We start from the raw sequence: 21,811 nt of genomic DNA, 5'->3' as shown, positions 1-21,811 counted from the left end.
ATGACTACTACTATTAATACCTCCCGCCGTCATTTTGTAGTTGGCTCTAGTGCGATTGCTACCGGTTTGGCAATCGGCTTTGATCTGACATTTATGTCTGCAGCAAATGCTGCAATGGGCACTGGCACAACCGCTATGACCCCACTGGCAACCCCGGAGATTGGTGTGTGGGTTGTTGTTAAACCCAACGATGATGTCATCGTGCGTATTGTCCGTTCGGAAATGGGTCAAGGCACTATTACGGGTTTGGCGCAAATGGTTGCAGAAGAGTTGGAATGCGACTGGAAAAAAGTGAGCTACGAATATCCATCGCCAGCAGAGAGTCTTAAGCGTAAACAAGCCTGGGGCAGTTACTCAACTGGTGGTAGCCGCGGTATCCGTACATCAGAACAGTATGTTCGTAAGGGCGGTGCAGCAGCACGCATGATGCTAATTCAGGCAGCAGCAAATCAATGGAATGTTCCAGTTACTGAATGCGTAGCATCCAATAGTCTGATCACGCATACACCATCTGGCCGTAAAACAACATTTGGAAAAGTTTCTGTAGCAGCCTCACAATTACCAGTGCCAACTGAAGTTCCATTAAAAGATCCAAAAGAGTGGAAGTTGATTGGTAAGCCAGTCAATCGTATCGACGGTGTTGCAGATAAGGTGACTGGTCGTCAGGTATATGCGATTGACTTAAAGATGCCAGGTATGTTGGTCGCTAACATCAAAGAGTCTCCAGTATTTGGCGGCAAGGTCAAGAGCTATGACGCTGCTAAAGCACAGAGTATGAAGGGCGTAAAGAAAGTAGTTCAAGTTGGTGATTCAGCTGTAGCTGTGGTTGCTGAAACCTTCTGGCAAGCTAAAACCGCTTTAGATCAAGTCAATATTGTTTGGGATAACGGCGCGAACGGTAATGTCACTAGCGCTTCTATTAAGAAGATGTTGGAAGAGGGTCTGACTGCGAATGATGCATTTGTGCATACTACTAATGGCGATGTGCATTCTGCACTATCAAATGCATCTAAGAAGATTGAGGCGACTTACTTCTATCCATTTTTGAATCACGCAACCCTTGAACCACAGACGGCCACTGCCAAGTGGACTGCAGATTCTTGCGAAGCATGGGTGCCAACACAAGACGGTGAAGCATCTTTGGCTGCGGTGATCGCTGCTTCTGGATTGCCTGCAGAGAAGTGTAATGTCTACAAAGTAAATCTAGGTGGCGGCTTTGGTCGCCGCGGCGCTTTCCAAGATTACACAACTCAGGCGGTCAATATTGCCAAGCAAATGCCGGGCACACCCATTAAGTTGATCTGGACACGTGAAGAAGACATGACCCAGGGTCGTTACCACCCAGTCATGATGTGTAAGATGACTGCGGCTATTGACGATAAGAAAAATGTTACCGGTTTGAATATGCGTTTATCTGGCCAATCTATTTTGGCTGCGGTACGTCCTGCAGTAGTTGCTGCCAATAAAGGTAAAGATCCGTTGACCTTCCAGGGCTTGGAGCCTTCAGGTGAGCATGGTATTACTTATAGCTTCCCGAATCTCACGATTGATCATGCAATGCGCAATACACATGTGCCACCCGGGTTTTGGCGTGGCGTGAACGTGAACCAGAATGCCGTATTCATTGAAACATTTATGGATGAGTTAGCTGAGGCAACGGGCATGGATGCTGTGGAGTTCCGTCGTAAGCACATGCAAGAGTTCCCGCGTGCAGTTGCTGTTCTGAATGCAGTAGCCGATGGTATTGGCTGGACTAAACCTGCTGCTCCTGGTGTTTATCGTGGGGTTGCGCAAATGCGCTCCTTCGGTAGCTATGTCGCTGCAGCATGTGAGTTATCCGTGAAGAATGGCAATGAAGTGAAGATTCATCGCATCGTTGCTGCTACTGATCCTGGTTATATCGTTAACCCAGCACAGGTATCACGCCAGGTCTCTGGTTCATTTGTATATGGCCTATCTGCTTTGTTCGAAGAAGAAATCACAATTGATAAAGGTGCCGTGGTACAGAAGAACTTTGATACCTTCAATTCGATTCGCCTATCCCAGATGCCAAAGGTAGAGACCATTGTGATTCAGGGTGGCGGTAAAGAGTGGGGTGGTGTTGGCGAGCCTACGATTGCGGTTGCGGCTCCTGCAGTGCTCAATGCAATCTATCGTGCTACTGGAAAACGCTATCGCACAGTACCTTTGAAAAACAGCGGCATTAAGCTGGTTTAATTAGCTCAGTTCTGTGATTCGATGTTTATGAGAAAGGGGTGCGTACTAGCAATACTCTTGCTGGTCGCCCTCAATCTCAATCTGGCTGCTGCGCAAACGATTGTCAATGGCGTCATTGATCAGCCGCTAACGGTAATCCCTGGAGATGCCTTACGTGGACGCACTATTGTGGCCAGCCGCCAAACGGGTTTGTGTTTGCTGTGCCACAGCGGGCCGTTTCCCGAAGAGCGTTTTCAGGGTAACTTGGCACCAGAGCTCAGTAGTAGTGTTGCCCGATATACAGCACCTCAACTAAGAGCCAGAATTGTGGACACAAGTCACTTTAATTCCAATACCATCATGCCGGCCTATTACCGAACTGATCTTCTCAATCGGGTTGCCCCCAAGTTTGTTGGACAAACTATCTTGAGTGGTCAAGAGATTGAGGACGTCGTGGCATTTTTACTTTCTTTAAATACGAGTGTTCAATGATGCGTAAAGAATGGATTCAAAACAGCCGTCGCACATGGTTTAAGCGCATTCAAAAATTTGGCCTGCTGGCCTTGGGTGCCTGGTTTAGCCCATTAACAGCATTTGCTAAGCCAGAAGATGCATCAAAAGCGATTCAAGAAATTACCGGTGGTAAGCCAGTGCTTGATGGAAAAGTAAAGCTGGTAATTCCACCGCTGGTTGAGAATGGTAATTTAGTGGTGCTCAAGGTGAGCGTTGAGAGTCCAATGACAGCGAATGATTATGTCAAAGCGATTCATGTCATTGCTGAGGGCAATCCATTGCCCAATATCTTTACGGTTTACCTATCGCCACGCTCAGGTACAGCCAATATCACTACTCGGGTTCGTTTGGCTGATAGTCAGATTGTTCGAGCTATTGCGCAGATGAGTAATGGAAGTTTTTATCAAGGTCAGGCGGAAACTTTAGTGACACTTTCAGCTTGTACTGAGTTGGTGTGAGGACAGATTATGAGAAAAACCTCACGCACCTCAATTACTATGCCATCTAGCGCAAAGAAGGGTTCGATTATTGAAATCCGAGCGATTGCCCAGCATGATATGGAATCTGGTTTTCGGTATACCGAGGGTGGTAAGTTAATTCCGCGCGACATTATTCGGGTATTTACTTGTACCTATAACAATATCGAGATTTTTAAGGCAGACTTTTATTCGGGAATTGGCGCCAATCCTCTCATCATCTTTACGACGATCGCCACTGAGACTGGAGTATTAGAGTTCAAGTGGACTGGTGATGATGGATATGAAGCGATGAACCAAGCTAATATCACAGTGTCATGAGTAAACAGCAGTTTCTGATTACTTGCTGTTTAATTTTTAGTGGATCGACCCTATTAGCAGCAGGCGATGGCGTTAAGCCTAAACTGCAATCCAGCTATGAACTGATGTCTGCTGAAAATAAAGCTATGCAAGATGATCCAAGCCTGAACCCAGCGATGTTTTGGGTTGGTGATGGAGAGGCTTTGTGGAATAAGCCTTCTGAAAAAAATAATCAATCCTGTGCCAGTTGTCATGGTGACGCCAAGAAGTCCATGCGCGGTGTGGCAACCGTTTTTCCGAAAATGATTAAAGGAAGCTTGCAGACACTTGAGGGGCAAATTAATCAATGCCGAGCAGGTGCTCAAGGCGCTTCTTCGTTGGCCTACGAAAGTAAAGAACTACTCTCGCTCACTGCTTACATTGCAAACCAATCAAAGGGGATGCCCATTGCAGTCAAAGAGACCCCAGAAAATCGAGCATCCCTGCAAAAAGGCCGTCAGTCCTTTTATGAGCGTATGGGGCAACTGAACTTGTCTTGTGCTCAGTGCCATGAGGAGCGTGCAGGCTTGAAATTGGGCGGCAGCCCAATTCCCCAAGGTCATCCCAATGCGTATCCAATCTATCGTTTGGAATGGCAAACCTTAGGCTCTTTACAGCGCCGCCTGCGCAACTGTATGAGTGGAGTGAGGGCACAGCAATATGAATATGGCTCACCAGAAATGGCTCAGCTTGAATTGTTTCTGGCGTGGCGTGCACGTGGACTGCCCCTAGAGTCTCCAGGGGTCAGGCCTTAATAAGTCGTGCTATTAGAAATTAGTCGGAGAATACGACTGAGGTAGTGCCGTTAATTAAGACGCGGTCATGCAAGTAATAACGTAGAGCACGAGATAAAACAGTGCGCTCTAAATCACGACCCTTGCGAACCAAGTCATCTGGCGTATCACCGTGGGTGACGCGAGTAACGTCTTGCTCAATGATCGGGCCTTCATCTAAATCACTAGTCACAAAATGTGAAGTAGCGCCAATCAATTTAATCCCGCGCGCGTGTGCTTGATGGTATGGCTTAGCACCTTTAAAGCTGGGCAAGAAGGAATGGTGAACGTTGATGCAACGGCCTGATAATTTGGTCGATAAATCATCCGACAAAATCTGCATGTAACGCGCCAAAATCACCATGTCTACCTTAGACTCGGCAATGATCTCTAATAATTTGGCTTCTTGTGCAGGCTTTGTTTCTGGGGTCACTGGTAAGTGATAAAAAGGAATGTCTGCAAAATCAATGCTGGCATACACATCGCGCGGATGATTGGAAACAATGCCGCAGATAATCATCGGTAGTTCACCGATACGCCAGCGGTATAAAAGATCAACTAAGCAATGGTCTAGCTTTGAGGCCATGATCAATACGCGCTTCAGATCTTTAACGGCACGTAGATTCCAGGTGAGCTCAAAGCGTTTGGCAATTTCCGTAAAACCGGAGCGCAATGTATTGCCATCCGTTGGGCAGCTAAAGCTCACACGCATGAAAAATCGTTTAGATGCCTTGTCATCAAACTGTTGGGCTTCTTCAATATCGCCACCCGCCTGAAAGATATATGTGGATACGGCAGCAACAATGCCAGGCTTGTTAGGGCAAGTAAGGGTGAGGTAATAGTTTTCAGTAGTCATCAGGTAAGCCATCAAGAATTCAGGTAAACCTTGATTTTAGACCCTAGCTGCTTTATTTCTTAGGACTCTCAGATTCTTATTGTTTTACAGTCTCTTTTGCTTGATCCGCAGGCCCTGGCAAGGGACTACTGTTGTCAATAATTTTTGGAAGGACAACATCTTCACAGATAGGTTTTGGGCCAACGATATTGCTAAAACTGCATTCTTTCTTAGTAGCAGCGGACGCGGCATGCTCTAAAGGAGATTTGCCAGTTGCGGCAGTAGAGACTATGCTAGTTGCTGTTATCGGGTTGGCAACTGCAGCAGTAGCTACTGTTGTGCCAGCAGAGCTTGCTGCCGCAGTGCTGCTAGCACCTAGGGCTGCTAAAGGTGCTGCGCATCCTTGCAAAAAAGCAAGATTAAAAAAGAATAGAAGCCAAACCCAGAGTGTTGAGGGCATTCAATATAAGATTACTTAGCCTTGCATACCGAGTTAAAGACGCCAGCAACCCAGTCGCCATTGGGTACTGGTTCATATTTGCTATCGGGAGTATTGTTCTCCGAAACAACTTTGCCCGTGCCCTTATTGCCAGAAAATTCTTTAAAGGCAATTGGACGATAGCTGATAGTTGGACAGTCAAATTCATTGAGGCCAATAATAGAGCTCACAGGCTGCTTATTGGTTGGATTAAGGCCCGGTTTTTTGAAATCCAACATCGAGATGATTTGCGTTTTCTCACCTTGGGTCTGAATAGTATCGAGATCCACATACACCACCATAAGGTCATTGGCACCTAATTCTTTCCAGGCGGCATTTGCATTGCTGTAGGTCGATAAGAGAGTGAAAGTAGTTAGGCTGGCAAGAAGGATTTTTTTCATAGGAAGACTTTCAAAAAGAAGGCTTATAAGTAGGTTAAGGTGATTTTATACATCCCAAGGACCAGAAGAATTACTTATTATTTAATTCCAAGGTCCGTTTGCTGTTTTCAGGCTTCATCTGCAAGGGTAAATATTCATTCTTGGCCCAAAGGGGGCTCATATTGCGATAAAGCTTGCTTTGGACCCAGCCTGATTGACCTGATTGGATGATGAATAGCGACTTTTCAAGGTCAGCAAAGTCATAGATCGCTCGCAAGCTTGGCCCTTGTAGAGTCTCATAAGGATTATTGGATCGGAGTAGCTCTAATCTGCCAACATTAATAGTGTTGCTATCACCTGGGAATGGCGTCTCTATATTAAACAATTTACCAAGAAAGGGAATTTTGCTTAATGGACGGTGCTCAGAGATAGCGGTGTGTGCTTTACCCCAAGTCCATTTGCTTGGATCATTGCCATATTCTTTACTGAGAAATTCCAATGCTTTATCAAAGGCTTGATTAGAAGCTTCTGCGCAAGTCTCGACTCGTTCAGTTTTGGGATCATCACACCAAGGACTATTAGGGTTTTTCAATTGTGCAATGAGTGCGCCACGATAGTTGCGATCACCATAGGTCTCAGTAAAGACATAACCTAAGCGAGAAAATAGATTGCGAGTCAGGTTATCTACCCAAGCATTGAAGATAAGTGCAGCAGTACTATCAATTCGCATATCCCCATTGAAATCTTTTGAGACCTCTAAGGCTTTAGCACCTAGAGGATGGCTGGGGGTGCTAGATTTAAAGAGATCCAAAAGGGGGATCGACGTCAGAGAGAGTGTGTCTGCCTGCATCGTCTTCATGTATTCCAAGTCATGACTATTTCTAGCCTTAATGAGATCTACGATGCGGTCATAGCGAGCCGACAGGTCCCAGTCGCTGGTCAGAGGGTTGGGATCATTACTCGCAATAATTCTTTGATTGGCAGTTGCAATCCAGCCTTGCTCCGGATTATTGCTGGCGGGCAATTGCTCAAAAGGCACGTAACCATTCCAGTCATACTGCTTCTCCCATCCTGGGGCGGGAGCAACCCCATAAAGTCCTTGATGGAGAATGCGCTTAGGAGCTACTCCGGCAGCTTGATAAGCAATATTGCCATCAACATCAGCCATCACTACGTTTTGCATCGGAGCGTAATTCTTGCGCAAGGATTGCTTGAATGAATCCATGTCCTTAGCACGATTCATTTCCAACAGGCCTGCAACAGATTGGTTTTCAATGTCTAAGGCAGTCCAACGCAAGGCCAAAGCAAATTTCTCGGTATCAATTGTCCGTCTAGCACGAGCATAAGAGTCTGAGATCACTGGACCATGACGAGTTTCTTTCACAATGAAATTTACCGAAGGGGCGCCTTTGACATCTATCAGTTCTTGTCGTACTTTAAATGGCAGCATGCCATCAGGGCCGCGGTACATGCCAGGATTTTTTGGATCAATCTGCTCGATATACAAATCTTGTACATCGGGGTTGGTATTGGTAAAGCTCCAAGCAAATTTCTCGGTTCTACCAAGTACCACTGCCGGAATTCCTGGAAGGGTGCCACCAATGACATTTAAGCCCGGAGCATCTAAATGGGCAAAGTACCAAATTGCAGGGGCCGACAATCCTAAGTGAGGATCGTTGGCTAATAATGGTTTGCCACTTGCTGTGAGCTTGCCGCTTAATGCCCAGTTATTTGAGCCAATGCCATCCTTGCCGCCTGGGGGGTCAATGGCTGAGAGCTCTGTAGCGGGTAGCTTTTTGGAGCGATTGTTCACTGGACCCGCTTTGGGATTGAAGACATTGAGGTCCCGATAGATTTTTGCAAAATCCATCTTAGTAACTGGCTCATCCGGCTCAAAGGGTAGTAGCACTTCCCAAATTTGCGTCGTTGTTAAATGCTCGGAGAGCTCAAGCCTTTGTAATTCTTTATGCCAATTACCACCTAGATCTAATGCCATCATCAACATCCAGGCAACACTATCGGTTGGAGACCAGTGGCCTGGCTTAGATCCCGTTAAAAAATATTCCACTGGTAGTGCCCAACCCAGTTGAGAGTTGCCTGCGTTTACGCCATCAGCATAAGCTTGTAATAAACGTTTTGTGGAAACAGGATATTTATCGAACTGTTGTTCTGCAGCGCGCTTGATTCCTAGGGTGCGGATGAAGCGATCAATATTAACGGTTTCACTTCCGAGAATTTCGGAGAGGCGTCCACTCGCAATACGGCGATTCATTTCCATTTGCCAAGAGCGTTCAGATGCGTGCAAATAGCCTAAGGCAAATAAAGCATCTGATTGGCTATTGGCTTTAATGTGGGGAATATCAGATTCATCAAAGGTGATGACAACGTTATCCCCAAGACTTTTAATGCTGCGTTTTCCTGAAGGGCTTGATTGTGCTGAATACAGGTAGCTGAGGATGATGGCTAATGCTGCCAACAGGGAGAAACCCAGAACCCAAATCAAAGGGTGTAAGAGCTTACGTAGACCTGCCAAATTGCCATTGGATTTCATAAGCATATTTTAGTATTTTTGTGCTGACTCACTGAGTGTCTATGGAAATAGGCCTCTCAAGGGGGTTGGGGGCGTACATGCTAAAATTCATCTTGTCTTGATTTATATAGCGCGGCAGTTTCTGCTTGTGCGAGCCCGAGTGGTGAAATCGGTAGACACAGCAGATTTAAAATCTGCCGACTCAAAAAAGTCGTGCCGGTTCGATTCCGGCCTCGGGCACCACCACTTTTCTTTCATGATTCATTGGTTATGAATTTATCTAAAACCCTGCTTTGCCTGTCTATTGCTCTTATATCTGCCCCCTCACTTGCCGTCGATATTCTTGAATTTAACTGTAAGCGTACTGAAAAAGGCTATACCGAAGAGTACGACATGAAGATTACTTTGGCTGCTGGTACCCAGAAAGCTAAAGTGTATTTGGATGATCGAGACTTAGATCAATCTGACGCTTACGGCAAACAAGTGGTGAAAAGTGTGACGCTAGCACGTCCTAATATTTTGATAGCAGTTGAAGCGAGCTTTGAACCAGAAAACCTGATGGGCGTTTCTTATTCGGCTGGAACGGTATCCACGCAGATTACACTAGACCCGGTAACTGGCAAGCTCAAGAAAGTCGAAAAAATTCAGGGTGGTATTTTGGGTGAGACGATAGGCAACGGAACTTATGTCAGCGAAGAAAACTGCTTGCCATCTAAAATGCCCTATAAATCAAAATAAAACGAGATTAGAAATTAATCCGGTTCAGTGACAAAGCCCAGTTTGGTTAGGCCTGCGCGGCGAGAGGCTGCCAAGACTTGAGCAACATACTCATATTTCACCGATTTGTCAGCGCGAAGATTAATTTCTGGTTGAGGATCTTTTTCCGCTGCCTTCTGAGCGTAGCCATCGAATGTTTTTAGGTCAATAGGTGTGCTGTTCCAGAAGATTTGCCCCTTGGAGTCGATGGTGAGTTGGACTGACTCAGGCTTAATTTCATTACGAACGCTATTAGCCTTTGGAAGTTCGACTTTCACTGCTTGCTGAATGACAGGCAGGGTGATCATAAAAATAATCAGCAGTACCAACATGACATCCACCATCGGAGTCATATTGATTTCCGCCATGATGGCGTCATCACTCTGATCGTCTTGTATATGGAAAGACATGCTTATTCTCCAGACTTCACGCGGGCGCCAGTTACGAAATACGCCAGTAAGTCATTGCCAAAGCGATTGAGATCGGCCACTAGAAGTTTGTTTGCGCGATTGATCGCATTAAATCCAAGTACTGCAGGAATTGCTACTGCAAGGCCCAAAGCTGTCATGATCAAGGCTTCGCCAATAGGACCTGCAACTTGATCAATCTGGGCGCTACCTGAGCTGCTGATTGATATCAAAGCATGATAGATGCCCCATACAGTTCCAAACAGGCCGATAAACGGAGCAGTTGCACCAGTAGAGCCTAAGAAGGTCAACCCCTTTTGCAGGCTTGCAGCAATACTATCAATGCCATTCTTAATACTGCGAGACATCCATTCAGAGTAGTTCAGGGTTTGTAATAACTCGCGATGATTGCTCGCTTGGCTCTGATGGTGCACGGAAGCGCCACTCGCAGATTTGGCAATATGATAGTAAGGGTTGATGGCATGATCGCTAAAGGACTGCATGCCTTGATCAAAAGAAGTGGCGCGCCAAAATTGCTCTAACTCAGGCTTAAATTTACGCAGGTTACGGAGTTCCCAAAAACGCGTGAGCAAGATGACCCAAGTAACGATAGAGCACACTAATAAGGCAATCGCTACAAAGCGAGTGATGGCATCACCCTCAAGCCAAAGATTTGCAATTCCAAAAGGTGTATTCATATTTGTTAATTCTTAAGATTAAATTTAATTAAAAGATTGGTAGAAATTCTTTGTGGTGAACCGTTTACTAAAAATGGTTTAAAGCGATAGCGACGGCCAATATCAGTGCCTGCTCGATCCAGCCTGGGGAAGGAGCTCGATTGCAATATGGCAACATCTTCAACCTCTCCGTTCTCAGAAATAATCAAACGCACAACCACAGTACCTTGTTCGCCTGATCTCTTGGAGAAGGAAGGGTAGTAGGCATCTGCATCGGGCTGGTATACAACGACCAGTTTACCAATGTCCGTCTGAATCGGTGTGCCGCTAGCGCCACCAGTCGTAGCAGGTGCTACAGCTGCATTTTGCATCTGACTTTGTGACTGAGATTCACTCTTTTGTTGCTGCGGCGTATTTTGTGTCTGTGGAGGCGTTGGCTTTTGTGAAGACTTTTCCTCTACCGTTTTTTTCTTAGACTCCTCCTTGGGTTTTGGAGGGGGAGCAGGTGGTTGTTGGCTCTTGCTTGAGGCAGTGTCGGGGCTTACTAAATTGGCCATCACCCTTGTATCGTCAAGTGAAGTAGGCTTACTAGTCCAGTGTAAAAACTCTAAGGCTGGCAGAGCATGCATCAGCAGCACGATGCAGATGATGATCCGCTCCGTTTTCGTAAATGGCAGGTGAGCATCGAGCTTATTTAAAAACGCACTCATTTGATGTTGCCTAACATCTGGGACTTGACTGCATGCATCTCAAGATTGCTATGCATTAAATTCTGTGCCATTTGCAGCAATACAGCATCATCTTTGCTGCTCACAAAGTTCACAGATCCATGGTCCTGAATGGTTAACTTGTCATCAGATGCAAGTAGCTCTAGTTGGCGCTTGAGTTGTCTTACCACTGCATCACTCGTATCAATAAGCGTGATGGAGTCACCCAAGAGTTTGCGTATGGCTGTTCTAAGGAAGGGATAGTGGGTGCAACCGAGCACTAAGGTATCTGAACCCGCTTCTAGAATAGGCTCAAGATGTTTCGCAAGAAGATCTAATGCTTCCTCGCTATCGGCTTTGCCGGCTTCAATTAGTGGTACTAGCCCAGCACCAGCTTGCTTTATGAAGCGGCAATCATTAGGAAGGGTTGCCAATAAAGCGTTGAACTTATCACTTTTGAGAGTGGCTTCAGTTGCCAAGACCCCAACAACCCCATTTTGAGATTGCATTGCTGCTGGCTTAATACCAGGCTCCACCCCGATGACGGGGATTTGCAATTGCTCACGAATTTGTTTAATTGCTTCAGCGGTAGCGGTATTGCATGCAAGCACAATGGCGTCGCATCCAGCGTCAGCTAAGTATTTGCATAAGATTAAGCTACGCTCAGCAATCCATGCACCAGACTTTTCACCATAAGGCGCATTTGCTGAATCTGCCAGATAGATATAGTCGTGTTGGGGAAGTTGGCGCAGGGCCTCATCCAAGATGGATAAGCCACCTACGCCAGAATCAAAAACGCCGATTAGAGACAATGCGAAACCAGTTATGCAATCTTGACTGGAATATTGCCAATTTTTGTTTGCCACTCTTTTGGGCCAGTCTCATGCATAGAGATGCCATCAGAGTTCACAGCAACAGTTACTGGCATATCCTTCACATCAAACTCATAGATAGCTTCCATGCCTAAGTCGGCAAAGCCAACCACTTTAGAGGTTTGAATTGCTTTAGATACTAGGTAAGCAGCGCCACCTACGGCCATGAGGTAAGCAGACTTATGTTTCTTAATCGCTTCGATAGCTGCAGGCCCACGCTCAGCTTTACCAATCATCGAAATCAAGCCCGTTTTTGCGAGCATCATTTCAGTAAACTTGTCCATACGAGTAGAGGTAGTAGGGCCTGCTGGACCAACCACTTCATCACGTACTGGATCAACTGGGCCAACGTAATAAATCACGCGGTTTTTAAAACTCACCGGTAACTCTTCACCTTTAGCAAGCATGTCTTGAATGCGCTTATGAGCAGCATCACGGCCAGTCAAAATCTTGCCATTTAAAAGCAAGGTCTCGCCTGGTTTCCAGCTGGCTACCTCTTCAGCAGTCAAGGTGTCTAAATTAATACGCTTCGATTTTTGAACGTCTGGTGTCCAAGTGACATCAGGCCAATCGGATAGGGAAGGGGCTTCTAACTTCGCAGGACCATCACCATGTAAATGGAAATGGATGTGACGGGTTGCTGCGCAGTTCGGAATCATTGCCACAGGCAAAGAAGCTGCATGGGTTGGGTAATCCAAGATCTTGATATCGAGCACAGTCGCCAAACCGCCCAAGCCTTGGGCGCCAATACCGAGTTTGTTTACTTTGTCGTAGAGCTCAAGTCGTAACTCTTCGACGCGGTTCTTGGCACCGCGTTCAATGAGTTCTTGAATATCTACTGGACCCATCAACGCTTCTTTGGCCATCAACATGGCTTTTTCTGGAGTACCACCAATGCCGATACCCAGAATGCCTGGAGGACACCAGCCAGCACCCATAGTAGGGACAGTTTTGAGAACCCAATCCACGATCGAATCAGATGGGTTGAGCATCACCATCTTGGCTTTATTTTCAGAGCCACCACCTTTAGCGGCGCAGATCACCTCAACATCATCACCAGGAACAATTTCATAATGGATCACTGCAGGAGTGTTGTCGCCAGTGTTCTTGCGCTTACCTGCCGGATCAGTCAGGACCGAAGCACGCAAAGTATTTTCTGGATTGAGGTACGCACGACGTACGCCTTCATTGACCATATCAGTGACGCTCATCGTGGCGTCTGGCCACTGTACGTTCATACCAATTTTGAGGAAGACCACTGCGATACCAGTATCTTGACAAAGTGGGCGGTGACCTTCGGCGCACATCCGGCTATTTGTCAGAATCTGTGCAATTGCATCTTTTGCCGCTTCACCTTTTTCAAGGGAGTAGGCTTTGCCCATTGCGTCAATAAAGTCCTTGGGGTGGTAGTAAGAGATAAATTGGAAGGCGTCAGCTACGCTTTGAATTAGGTCGTTTTGTTTAATATTGGTCATGTTTTAGGCTAATTTCCACATAATTAGTAAGGTTTCCCCTATTTTAAGGGTTTGCCATAGAGCAAATCCCAAGTGTTTTCACTTATCTTCGAAGGTCTTAAGGGTCTAAACCTGCCATTTTGCGCCATTTTGCGCATTTTGAGACGTACAGATCATTGATTATTTAATAGAGGGCTGTGAAGTATGGAACCATTAAAACAAGAAAACCGCGTATTTAACCCACCTGCAGATTTTGTAAAGGGTGCGGCAATTCCAGGTATGGACGCCTATAACAAGCTTTGCGCTGAAGCTAATTCTGATTACAACGGTTTCTGGGGTCGTCTTGCAAAAGAAAATATCTATTGGAAAAAGCCATTTACCAAAGTCTTGGATGAGTCTAAAGCGCCTTTCTATAAATGGTTCGAAGATGGCACCACCAATGCTTCGTACAACTGTTTGGATCGTCAAGTTGAAGCTGGCTTAGGCGATAAAACAGCCATCATCTTTGAAGCAGATGACGGCACAGTTACTAAAGTCACTTATAAAGAGATGCTCGAGCGTGTTTGCAAAATGGCAAACGCATTGCGCAAGATGGGTGTGAAGTCTGGTGACAGCGTCATCATTTATATGGCGATGACCATCGAAGGTATTGTTGCGATGCAAGCATGTGCTCGTATCGGCGCAATTCATTCTGTTGTGTTCGGCGGCTTCTCTGCGCAAGCATTACGCGACCGCATTATGGACGTTGGCGCAGTTGCCGTGATTACTGCCGATGGACAGTACCGTGGCGGCAAAGCATTGCCACTCAAAGCTATTTGTGATGAAGCTTTGTCTACTGGCGAGTGCCCTAAGGTTAAACATGTGATCGTAAGCAAGCGCACTGGTACAGACATCAATATGCAAGCAGGGCGCGATGTTTGGATGCAAGAGATTGTGGCCAACGAAGCAACTACTTGTGAGCCAGAGTGGGTAAGCGCTGAGCACCCATTATTCATTCTTTACACCTCTGGATCTACTGGTAAACCAAAGGGTGTTCAACATTCCACTGGTGGCTATCTCTTGTGGGCGATTCTCACAATGAAGTGGACTTTTGACATCAAACCAAATGATGTGTTCTGGTGTACAGCGGATATCGGTTGGGTAACGGGTCACTCTTACATTACTTATGGTCCACTTGCAGTCGGCGCTACTGAGATTGTGTTCGAGGGTGTGCCAACTTATCCAAATGCTGGCCGCTTCTGGGACATGATCCAAAAACACAAAGCCAGCATTTTCTATACCGCACCAACAGCAATTCGTTCATTGATCAAAGCATCTAGTAACGATGAGTCAGTACACCCTAAGAGCTATGACTTGTCCTCACTGCGTCTCTTGGGATCTGTAGGCGAACCCATTAATCCAGAGGCGTGGATGTGGTACTACGAGAATGTCGGTGGTTCACGTTGCCCAATCGCAGATACTTTCTGGCAAACCGAAACTGGTGGTCACATGATCTCTCCATTGCCAGGCGCAACCCCAATGATTCCAGGTTCATGCACATTGCCGTTGCCAGGTATTCAGGCAGCGATTGTCGATGAGGCGGGTGTTGATGTGCCAAATGGCCAGGGCGGTATCTTGGTAGTTAAGCGTCCATGGCCTTCGATGATTCGTACGATTTGGAATGATCCTGATCGCTTTGTGAAGTCTTATTTCCCAGAAGAGTTGGGCGGCACTTTATATCTAGCGGGTGACGGCGCAATTCGTAATAAAGATACTGGTTACTTCACCATCACTGGCCGTATCGATGACGTCTTGAACGTTTCTGGTCACCGTATGGGAACCATGGAAATTGAATCTTGCTTAGTGGCTAATCCATTAGTTGCTGAAGCGGCAGTAGTTGGTCGCCCAGACGAGCTCACTGGTGAAGCAATTTGCGTATTCGTAGTTCTTAAAGGCGGTCGCCCAACTGGTGAAGATGCTAAGAAGGTTGCGACTGAATTGCGTAACTGGGTTGGTAAAGAGATTGGCCCAATTGCTAAACCAAAAGATGTGCGCTTTGGCGACAACTTACCAAAAACCCGTTCAGGCAAGATCATGCGCCGTTTGTTACGTGTGATTGCAAAGGGCGAGGAAGTCACTCAAGATACTTCTACCTTGGAAAATCCACATATCTTGGAGCAGCTCAAAGAGTCTCTCTAAGCTCGCTTTACCGGGGTTTGGGGCAAAGCCCTTGCGGCAATCGTATAATCTACGGTTCCGGAAGGGTGGATGAGCGGTTTAAGTCACACGCCTGGAAAGCGTGCGTAGGTTAATAGCCTACCGCGGGTTCGAATCCCGCCCCTTCCGCCAGCAACACCCTGAGAGCCCCTATCCACGGGGCTCTTTCTTTTTTGAGGATCTTTACCTACTACTCTACCCACCAGCGAAAAATTACCTAAGAAAAGACCGTGTTGCAGCTCCTTGGACTGGTTATATCGGTTCAACGCAATACGAACCCAAGGGCTTTAGCCGCTTCCACGGTGGTCGCTAAAGACGTCAACGCTATATGCTTTGATTTCTAGATTTCTTTTGCATGTATCTCCTGAGTTGACTAGCTTTGAAAATCCAATAGACCGGATTGCTCAGTATTTAGGCAATATGGTGATATGGATAGCTGTGAATTACATGCCACTTAAAACTAGTGGCATGTAGACATAAATGTCTTTAGACACCCAAATCGCCTCATTTTGTCTACAAAACTGCCGATATAGTCATTTTTCGTCAACAACTTAGCTTATATCGTGAGGATCAAGCAATTGATGCTGTGAGGGGTTGTCTGTAAATGCGTTACAAGCCTTCATTTTTTCCCAAAGATTTGGGAAGTTCGAATAATCAAATCCAGCGGTCCAACGCCATGCACGAGTCATGGATCGGATGAAAGGATCAGGGTCATTATTTTGAGACAGTGCTTTTAATGGCAGTAAATATTCCTCACAATAAGCTGTGGGAATAATAATGCGAGAGGTGGAGTGTTGAGTTAAGTATGCATTCATCGTGAGGCGCGCCGTTCGGCCATTGCCATCCATAAATGGGTGCACTTCAGTAACTACAAACATCGCCATCAATGCGCGCGCAAATGGATCTTCTAGCAAAGAAATGCGCTTGAATCCTTCACGTAAAGTACCTTTTACAAGCTCTGGGTGAACAAAAATGGTGTTGCCGGCTTGGTTGGTTTGCTCTTTCCATTCGCCTGGATTTTTATCTGGACGACTAGAGAGTATTTGGAGGTTACATTGCAAAAGCCACGCTAAAAAATTATCCTCATCTTTCGGAGGCTTAGAGCGAAAGGGCTGCTCCATGATTGCTTTAAAGGTGCCAAGTACATCATGTGAATCTTCATTTCGTTTTGGAATCATTTTTCCATCGAAAATAATCTCAGAAGCTTCTTCAACGGTAAATGTAGTGCCTTCAATGTAGTTCGAAAAGTACGATTCAAAGAATGCGAAATTAAAGGCGCTTTTACCTGTTTTTGCCTGATCTCCAATGATGGGAAAAGGTTTTCTTAATGCAGAAAACAAAGTTTCGAAGATCTCAATGCGATCAGGATCATAAGGCTTACCAGCTGCGCGCGCTAATGCATCAGCTGCCCTTAAAGAGCGAGCCTTACCAGTTTGCATTAAGGCCGAAACAATCGTGTTTAGTGTTTTAAATTGAACCTCTAGACCTAATTGATGGGCAATAGCTTTAGCGTCATCACGCAGTGCATTGAGCTTATGTTCACCACGAATGGTGCATAGCTTGCTTAAATAAGACTCAACCCAAGGGCGACCCATAGTGCGAAGATCTGAGCCTTTTCGGCTATAGAGGTTCTCCAGTAACCGCCTAGCCTCCGAGGATATAAAGAGTTTTCCATACGGGGTATCGTTTAGCGAATCTTTGTGCGATTGAACTGCAGCAGGACCTGGCAAGATATTGAGAGTCAACCCTGGAAATGCTATTTGACGTGCTCTATTGCCAGATACTAAAAATACATTGCCGCTATCATCTGGTTTGCAAAGGTGAGCAGAGCGGTAAGCTACTACGGAGCCTGGATAAAGATATTCGGTAATTTGCCGCCAATTGGGCCGAATGATTTGTTCGAGCGGGCTGGTGATGTCGCTGGTGTAAATGCCGCGATAAATTTGACGCAAACGCCCAGACCTAGCCAAGCGGGAAATTCTCTGGGCGTTGGTTTTGTCTTCTCTTGAACTAAAAAGCAAGAGGGGTAGCTGGTCAACAGAAGTGCTCATAGGACCTCAATTTATCCATTATTGTCAACAACTATGCATATATTATAGTTTAATGTCAACAAAAGTGCGTATAGAATAAAAATAACCCTAATTTTGGCTTTTTAAATAAGGCTATTTCACAGCCTTTGCGTCAGTTAACAATTGATATATCTGATTGTGCCTGTGAAGGATTTCAAAGAAAAGCCTCAAGGTATTAAGAGCATCGACATCTGCTCTATGTGGACTGCCTTCAAATTGAAGCTTAAAAGAACCCAGACCTGAGGATACCTGCAAATAGAGGCATTTGTTATCAGGGTCAGAGTAATATCCTGGGGTAGTAAGTGAAGTTATACCGCGTGCAGTTAACCTTGATTTTTGAGTGCCTCCGCCAGTCTTGCTGTTTTCTAAAGCACTCAAAATTCCCTCCTTCATACCCACCGTTTAAACCAAGATTTTAGTGAACTTGAATGGGTGTGATTAGAGTAGGGTTACCGATAGAGCCTATATATTGCAAGGGTTCTATGGAGAATGGTAGACTGCACAGGAGGGGCAAAAACTGGACTCCCTCTCCGCCATGGATGTATGTAAATAAAGCCCTAACGGGCTTTATTTATTTCTACGCAACTATTGATGTACCTTTGAATTATTGGTAGTGAATGTGCATATCCCGGTTCAACTTCTTTTTTTACCTAACCAATTGCCTAGAGTGCGCCCTTCAATAATGTTAGAAGAGGAGGATCCCCACCTAATGATTAAATTCCATTTGGCTTCGAGATCTACTACCTAAAGTCTGGTTGGTATTTTCGTGAAGATATATATGTTCTACATACCTATGCGCTAATGCTAATGGCTCTTACCAATTAAGCAGTAGACACTCAAAGCAGGCAATTTAAAGATGCTTGACAGGCAGAAATTGGCCTTGGATTCAACCGGCCATCAGACAAGATAATAGTAGAAATTCATACTGGTTGATAACCGGCCGAATGTCGGAAAAAATCAATCATTATGTAAAATTAGGGTCGGGAAACAGTAATTGCTGTATTTGCCTAGTACCCCTTACATTAACACCTGAATTTGGATGGGGGTTGACTATTTGTTTAATAAAGGTTCAATCAAACCTTATTTAGAGGGTAACAGCCTATATGCTCCAAAGCAGGTTAACGGTGGCACTGGTTCAACGAGTTGCGGTAGCGGCACTTTGCAAACGGTCACTTCTGGCGCACCATTCAATGCTTCAGCTAGCCAATCTGCTAATGGTCAAACTTGTGCGGTACATAATCCAATCTAAGGCATTTCTTCACTCTTAATTTAGGCTACCTTCGGGTGGCCTTTTTTATTGTCCTGAACGGCAACTAAGGGCCAGATAGGAGATCCAAGCTTGTTTTATAAGAATGTCTACTATACCCCGTAAAACACCAGCTTGAGAAATCTACCCCATCAAAGTCTACTAACTCAGGATGGATGACCAAGGACAAAACTGGTGATCGATTGGACTTCTTAATGGAGGCCTTCATTTGGTGCTCAATACTGTAATCCCCCAATAAGACCGAAAAATGATCTTGTAATATAGACGTTGTAAATGGTGGAGAAAAATGAATATGACCAGTAATGCAAGCCCTGTTGCTAGTTTTAGGCATAACCGCTCACGTTCTCGTTTAAATTCCATCGATTTTGTGCGTGGTTTTGTGCTGGTAATCATGGTGCTGGACCATACCCGAGATTTTTTCAATGCTAGCCCTCAAGATCCGAGTGCCACATTAGACCCTTTCATTTTTTTTACACGATGGATCACGCATATTTGCGCCCCAGTATTTATGTTGTTGACGGGAACAGCCGCTGCTTTATATGCAAGTAAAGTGTCTTCGACGAAACAGGTCAGTTACTTTCTTTTATCAAGAGGTTTATGGCTTATCTTCGCAGAATTATTGATTGTCCGATTCGCTTGGATGTTTAGCCTTAATCTTGATTACTTTTTCCTGCAAGTCATTTTCGCTATTGGTGGTTCAATGCTGGCTTTAGCGATGATGGTTTTTATGCCGCGTTGGCTGATTGCAAGCATTTCATTAGTAATGATTTTTGGGCATAACGCAGTTGATAATGTGCATGCTAGTGCGCTTGGGCATTATGGATTTTTGTGGAATCTATTGCACGAATCTGGGTTACTCCAGTTTGGTAGTAAGCTTGAAATTCTGGTTTTGTATCCCTTAGTGCCCTGGATTGGCGTAGTCAGCATTGGGTATGTCATGGGTTCCCTGTATCAAATGCCCCAAGATTCTCGGATTCGCTATTTAAAAATCATGGGCGTGATTCTGACAGTGAGTTTCTTGATACTGCGTTGGACCAATTTTTACGGCAACCCAGTGCCATGGCAAATGAAAGGGGACACATTAGGTACGATCATTTCTTTTCTCAATGTAGAAAAATATCCCCCTTCCTTGCTTTTTCTCTTAATGACCTTGGGGCCAGCTTGTCTGCTTCTTGCTTTTGCCGAGAAGGCACAAGGGATCGTAGTTGATTTTTTTACCGTATTCGGTAGGGTACCCTTTTTCTTCTACGTTACCCATCTATTTTTATTGCACACTTTAGCAGTGCTTTATGCCTACTACACAGGAATTGGCATGAATTGGTTATTTGGGCCGATTACTTCAGCCAAGCCTGAAAATTACGGCATAGCCATTGGATCTGTGTATTTGATTTGGCCACTGGTCATTATTGCTCTCTATCCCCCTTGTAAATGGTTTGCAGATCTCAAGCAACGCCGAAAAGATTGGTGGTTAAGCTATATTTAGCATGCTCTGATGTTTAATCTACATTCGTCATCAATAGTGCATGCGCATTGATTATGATTCAAAAAACATATAGCGATTCTCCATTATCTTAAGATCAATCTGTAATGATTTTGTCATGAACTTTTACGGTTTCACTTTACGCCTCCTTTTTAGTATCGGAGCTCTCAGTAGCTTGATGCTGACACAGCAGAGTCTTGCGCAAACTACACCAGTTGCTAATGTGGAAGTAAAACAGATAAGCACTACAGATACTGCAGCAGAAAAAAAGGCAGAGGCGATCAAATTAGCCGCGGAGAACGATAAGCTATTTTCCACACCCCTGTTCGAAGGAAAAATGGGCCTCTCTCTTTTTGTTGAAGATACTTATAGCGGTAAAAATATCGCCAATACACCACAAAATAGCTACTCTAAAGGGTATATTTTGGGGAATTTATATGCGACAAAAGATCTTTATTTATCCGCCAATCTTCGGCTTGCCACCTCTAGCGGTGAAAAAACGACCCAAAACTATTTCTTTGATGAAGGTTCAGCCTTTTTTGCGGAACTCGCGATTCGTTATGATGCTGATGATTACTCGCTGGTAGCAGGGCATACTAGTATTAATTATTCTCTCTCGCGTGATTTTGCAGCAGGCATTTGGGGTAAAACAATCGCCAAAAAAGAGTATGGTGTTGATAATATGATGGTCTTGGGAGGGGCATATAAATTTGACACTCCTGGCTATGGCAATCACGCACTATCAGGTAGTGCGTTTATGGTCGATACCACGGGTTTATCGGATACCTTTGGCGCTAGCAGGAATCCAACCCCGCTGAGTTTAGGCGGACCTGCGAATACGGGGAAGTTGAATAATTACGCAGTTTCATTAGACGGCTTAAATATTCCGATATTTCCTCAATTTCGCTATCAATTGGCCGCAGTAAAGCTGACTACCCAAAGTCTGTACAACGTAGATACGAATACGCCAGTAGCCAATCAATACCTAGGCAATGAACAACGCTACGTGGTCTCGACCTTAGTGAACAAGATCGATCTTGGTGGCGGCATTAAGTTAACCCCTTTATTAGAGTACAACCGCATTATTAATTCTGCGGGGTTGGCGGGGTATAACAAGAGCTATTATGTTGGATCCTTATTGTTCGGCTACAAACAATGGAGTTTTGGTTTATCTGGAAATGTCTGGGACGCCAATTGGAATGCTGAAGCACCTAATATCAAAAAATTAATACCATCGAATGTCTATGTTTCTGACCGCTGGAATCAGCAGCAAGTTGCCATTGGCTACACCTTTGAAAACGGCATTAAAACGATGGTGGGTTATAAAAAAGAAAATCAATATATTGGCACCACCTCTCAAACGGTTGGTTTGAATGTGAAGTATGACTTACCGTTCGCATTTTAAA

Annotated in this window: 21 protein-coding genes and 2 tRNA genes; 12 read left to right on the top strand and 11 right to left on the bottom strand. The window is 45.1% G+C overall.

The genetic code is table 11. From position 1 onward, the window contains the following. Genes A8O14_RS06505 through soxA form a run of 5 tightly spaced genes read left to right on the top strand, consistent with a single transcriptional unit; the run spans position 1 to position 4,279 of the window. Positions 1-2,217: a xanthine dehydrogenase family protein molybdopterin-binding subunit gene (locus A8O14_RS06505; RefSeq protein WP_068948760.1), complete on the top strand. Its 2,217-nt coding sequence runs from the start codon at positions 1-3 to the stop codon at positions 2,215-2,217. 21 nt (positions 2,218-2,238) lie between these two features. Next, a complete protein-coding gene (gene soxX / locus A8O14_RS06500) occupies positions 2,239-2,688 on the top strand; it encodes a sulfur oxidation c-type cytochrome SoxX (RefSeq protein WP_228385049.1) in 450 nt (149 codons plus the stop codon). Continuing rightward, positions 2,685-3,167 carry a SoxY-related AACIE arm protein gene (locus tag A8O14_RS06495; RefSeq protein ID WP_082913125.1) on the top strand — a complete coding sequence of 161 codons (483 nt, stop codon included), beginning with the start codon at positions 2,685-2,687 and terminating at the stop codon, positions 3,165-3,167. The genes soxX and A8O14_RS06495 overlap by 4 nt, the downstream gene beginning before the upstream one ends. A gap of 9 nt (positions 3,168-3,176) precedes the next feature. Beyond that, positions 3,177-3,506 carry a thiosulfate oxidation carrier complex protein SoxZ gene (locus A8O14_RS06490; protein WP_068948759.1) on the top strand — a complete coding sequence of 110 codons (330 nt, stop codon included), beginning with the start codon at positions 3,177-3,179 and terminating at the stop codon, positions 3,504-3,506. Continuing rightward, positions 3,503-4,279 carry a sulfur oxidation c-type cytochrome SoxA gene (gene soxA, locus A8O14_RS06485; RefSeq protein WP_068948758.1) on the top strand — a complete coding sequence of 259 codons (777 nt, stop codon included), beginning with the start codon at positions 3,503-3,505 and terminating at the stop codon, positions 4,277-4,279. Before A8O14_RS06490 ends, soxA begins: the two co-directional genes overlap by 4 nt. Positions 4,280-4,298: 19 nt before the next feature. On the opposite strand, the gene purU is transcribed toward soxA, so the two are convergent. The 4 genes from purU to A8O14_RS06465 all read right to left on the bottom strand — a co-directional run bounded on the left by purU (position 4,299) and on the right by A8O14_RS06465 (position 8,541). Next, a complete protein-coding gene (purU, locus tag A8O14_RS06480; RefSeq protein WP_068948757.1) occupies positions 4,299-5,153 on the bottom strand; it encodes a formyltetrahydrofolate deformylase in 855 nt (284 codons plus the stop codon). Positions 5,154-5,229: 76 nt separating this feature from the next. Beyond that, positions 5,230-5,592 carry a hypothetical protein gene (locus tag A8O14_RS06475; RefSeq protein ID WP_068948756.1) on the bottom strand — a complete coding sequence of 121 codons (363 nt, stop codon included), beginning with the start codon at positions 5,590-5,592 and terminating at the stop codon, positions 5,230-5,232. Positions 5,593-5,603: 11 nt separating this feature from the next. Further along, the gene (locus A8O14_RS06470) at positions 5,604-6,011 is read right to left on the bottom strand and encodes a surface-adhesin E family protein (protein ID WP_068948755.1); all 408 of its coding nucleotides are present in this window, start codon (positions 6,009-6,011) and stop codon (positions 5,604-5,606) included. 70 nt (positions 6,012-6,081) lie between these two features. Next, entirely contained in the window at positions 6,082-8,541 is a 2,460-nt protein-coding gene (locus A8O14_RS06465) for a penicillin acylase family protein (protein WP_068949751.1), read from the bottom strand. A gap of 133 nt (positions 8,542-8,674) precedes the next feature. On the opposite strand from A8O14_RS06465, the gene A8O14_RS06460 reads away from it, so the two are divergent. Then, positions 8,675-8,763, top strand: a tRNA-Leu gene (locus tag A8O14_RS06460). A 27-nt stretch (positions 8,764-8,790) separates the two neighbouring features. Next, positions 8,791-9,258: a hypothetical protein gene (locus A8O14_RS06455; protein WP_068949750.1), complete on the top strand. Its 468-nt coding sequence runs from the start codon at positions 8,791-8,793 to the stop codon at positions 9,256-9,258. Between the two features lie 14 nt (positions 9,259-9,272). Here A8O14_RS06455 and A8O14_RS06450 read toward each other — a convergent pair whose 3' ends face one another. Genes A8O14_RS06450 through A8O14_RS06430 form a run of 5 tightly spaced genes read right to left on the bottom strand, consistent with a single transcriptional unit; the run spans position 9,273 to position 13,414 of the window. After that, complete coding sequence (locus A8O14_RS06450) at positions 9,273-9,686, bottom strand: ExbD/TolR family protein (RefSeq protein WP_068948754.1); 414 nt, start codon at positions 9,684-9,686, stop codon at positions 9,273-9,275. Between the two features lie 2 nt (positions 9,687-9,688). After that, a complete protein-coding gene (locus tag A8O14_RS06445) occupies positions 9,689-10,381 on the bottom strand; it encodes a MotA/TolQ/ExbB proton channel family protein (protein ID WP_068948753.1) in 693 nt (230 codons plus the stop codon). A 5-nt stretch (positions 10,382-10,386) separates the two neighbouring features. Further along, the gene (locus tag A8O14_RS06440) at positions 10,387-11,070 is read right to left on the bottom strand and encodes an energy transducer TonB (protein WP_068948752.1); all 684 of its coding nucleotides are present in this window, start codon (positions 11,068-11,070) and stop codon (positions 10,387-10,389) included. Continuing rightward, positions 11,067-11,879, bottom strand: a complete 813-nt coding sequence (gene murI / locus A8O14_RS06435; protein WP_068949749.1) for a glutamate racemase — start codon at positions 11,877-11,879, stop codon at positions 11,067-11,069. Before murI ends, A8O14_RS06440 begins: the two co-directional genes overlap by 4 nt. Positions 11,880-11,890: 11 nt before the next feature. Beyond that, the gene (locus tag A8O14_RS06430) at positions 11,891-13,414 is read right to left on the bottom strand and encodes a fumarate hydratase (RefSeq protein WP_068948751.1); all 1,524 of its coding nucleotides are present in this window, start codon (positions 13,412-13,414) and stop codon (positions 11,891-11,893) included. 183 nt (positions 13,415-13,597) lie between these two features. Here A8O14_RS06430 and acs point away from each other — a divergent pair, with 183 nt between their 5' ends. Together acs and A8O14_RS06420 are read left to right on the top strand one after the other, a co-directional pair. After that, complete coding sequence (gene acs, locus A8O14_RS06425) at positions 13,598-15,571, top strand: acetate--CoA ligase (RefSeq protein WP_068948750.1); 1,974 nt, start codon at positions 13,598-13,600, stop codon at positions 15,569-15,571. A gap of 59 nt (positions 15,572-15,630) precedes the next feature. Further along, a tRNA-Ser gene (locus A8O14_RS06420) sits at positions 15,631-15,721 on the top strand. Positions 15,722-16,140: 419 nt separating this feature from the next. On the opposite strand, the gene A8O14_RS06415 is transcribed toward A8O14_RS06420, so the two are convergent. Together A8O14_RS06415 and A8O14_RS06410 are read right to left on the bottom strand one after the other, a co-directional pair. Further along, the gene (locus tag A8O14_RS06415) at positions 16,141-17,640 is read right to left on the bottom strand and encodes a Fic family protein (RefSeq protein ID WP_068948749.1); all 1,500 of its coding nucleotides are present in this window, start codon (positions 17,638-17,640) and stop codon (positions 16,141-16,143) included. Between the two features lie 111 nt (positions 17,641-17,751). After that, on the bottom strand, positions 17,752-18,036 hold the full coding sequence (locus A8O14_RS06410) for a hypothetical protein (protein ID WP_068948748.1): 285 nt from the start codon (positions 18,034-18,036) through the stop codon (positions 17,752-17,754). Between the two features lie 676 nt (positions 18,037-18,712). Here A8O14_RS06410 and A8O14_RS06405 point away from each other — a divergent pair. The 3 genes from A8O14_RS06405 to A8O14_RS06395 all read left to right on the top strand — a co-directional run bounded on the left by A8O14_RS06405 (position 18,713) and on the right by A8O14_RS06395 (position 21,810). After that, a complete protein-coding gene (locus A8O14_RS06405; protein WP_145915345.1) occupies positions 18,713-18,907 on the top strand; it encodes a hypothetical protein in 195 nt (64 codons plus the stop codon). Positions 18,908-19,211: 304 nt separating this feature from the next. Beyond that, entirely contained in the window at positions 19,212-20,408 is a 1,197-nt protein-coding gene (locus A8O14_RS06400; protein ID WP_082913124.1) for a DUF1624 domain-containing protein, read from the top strand. 175 nt (positions 20,409-20,583) lie between these two features. Beyond that, on the top strand, positions 20,584-21,810 hold the full coding sequence (locus A8O14_RS06395; protein WP_145915344.1) for a hypothetical protein: 1,227 nt from the start codon (positions 20,584-20,586) through the stop codon (positions 21,808-21,810). Position 21,811 lies beyond the last annotated feature (1 nt).

It is taken from the genome of Polynucleobacter wuianus, assembly GCF_001659725.1.
Taxonomy (GTDB): domain Bacteria; phylum Pseudomonadota; class Gammaproteobacteria; order Burkholderiales; family Burkholderiaceae; genus Polynucleobacter; species Polynucleobacter wuianus.
The sequence above is the reverse complement of the archived record's forward strand: the minus strand, read 5'-3'. Positions and strand labels throughout refer to the sequence as shown.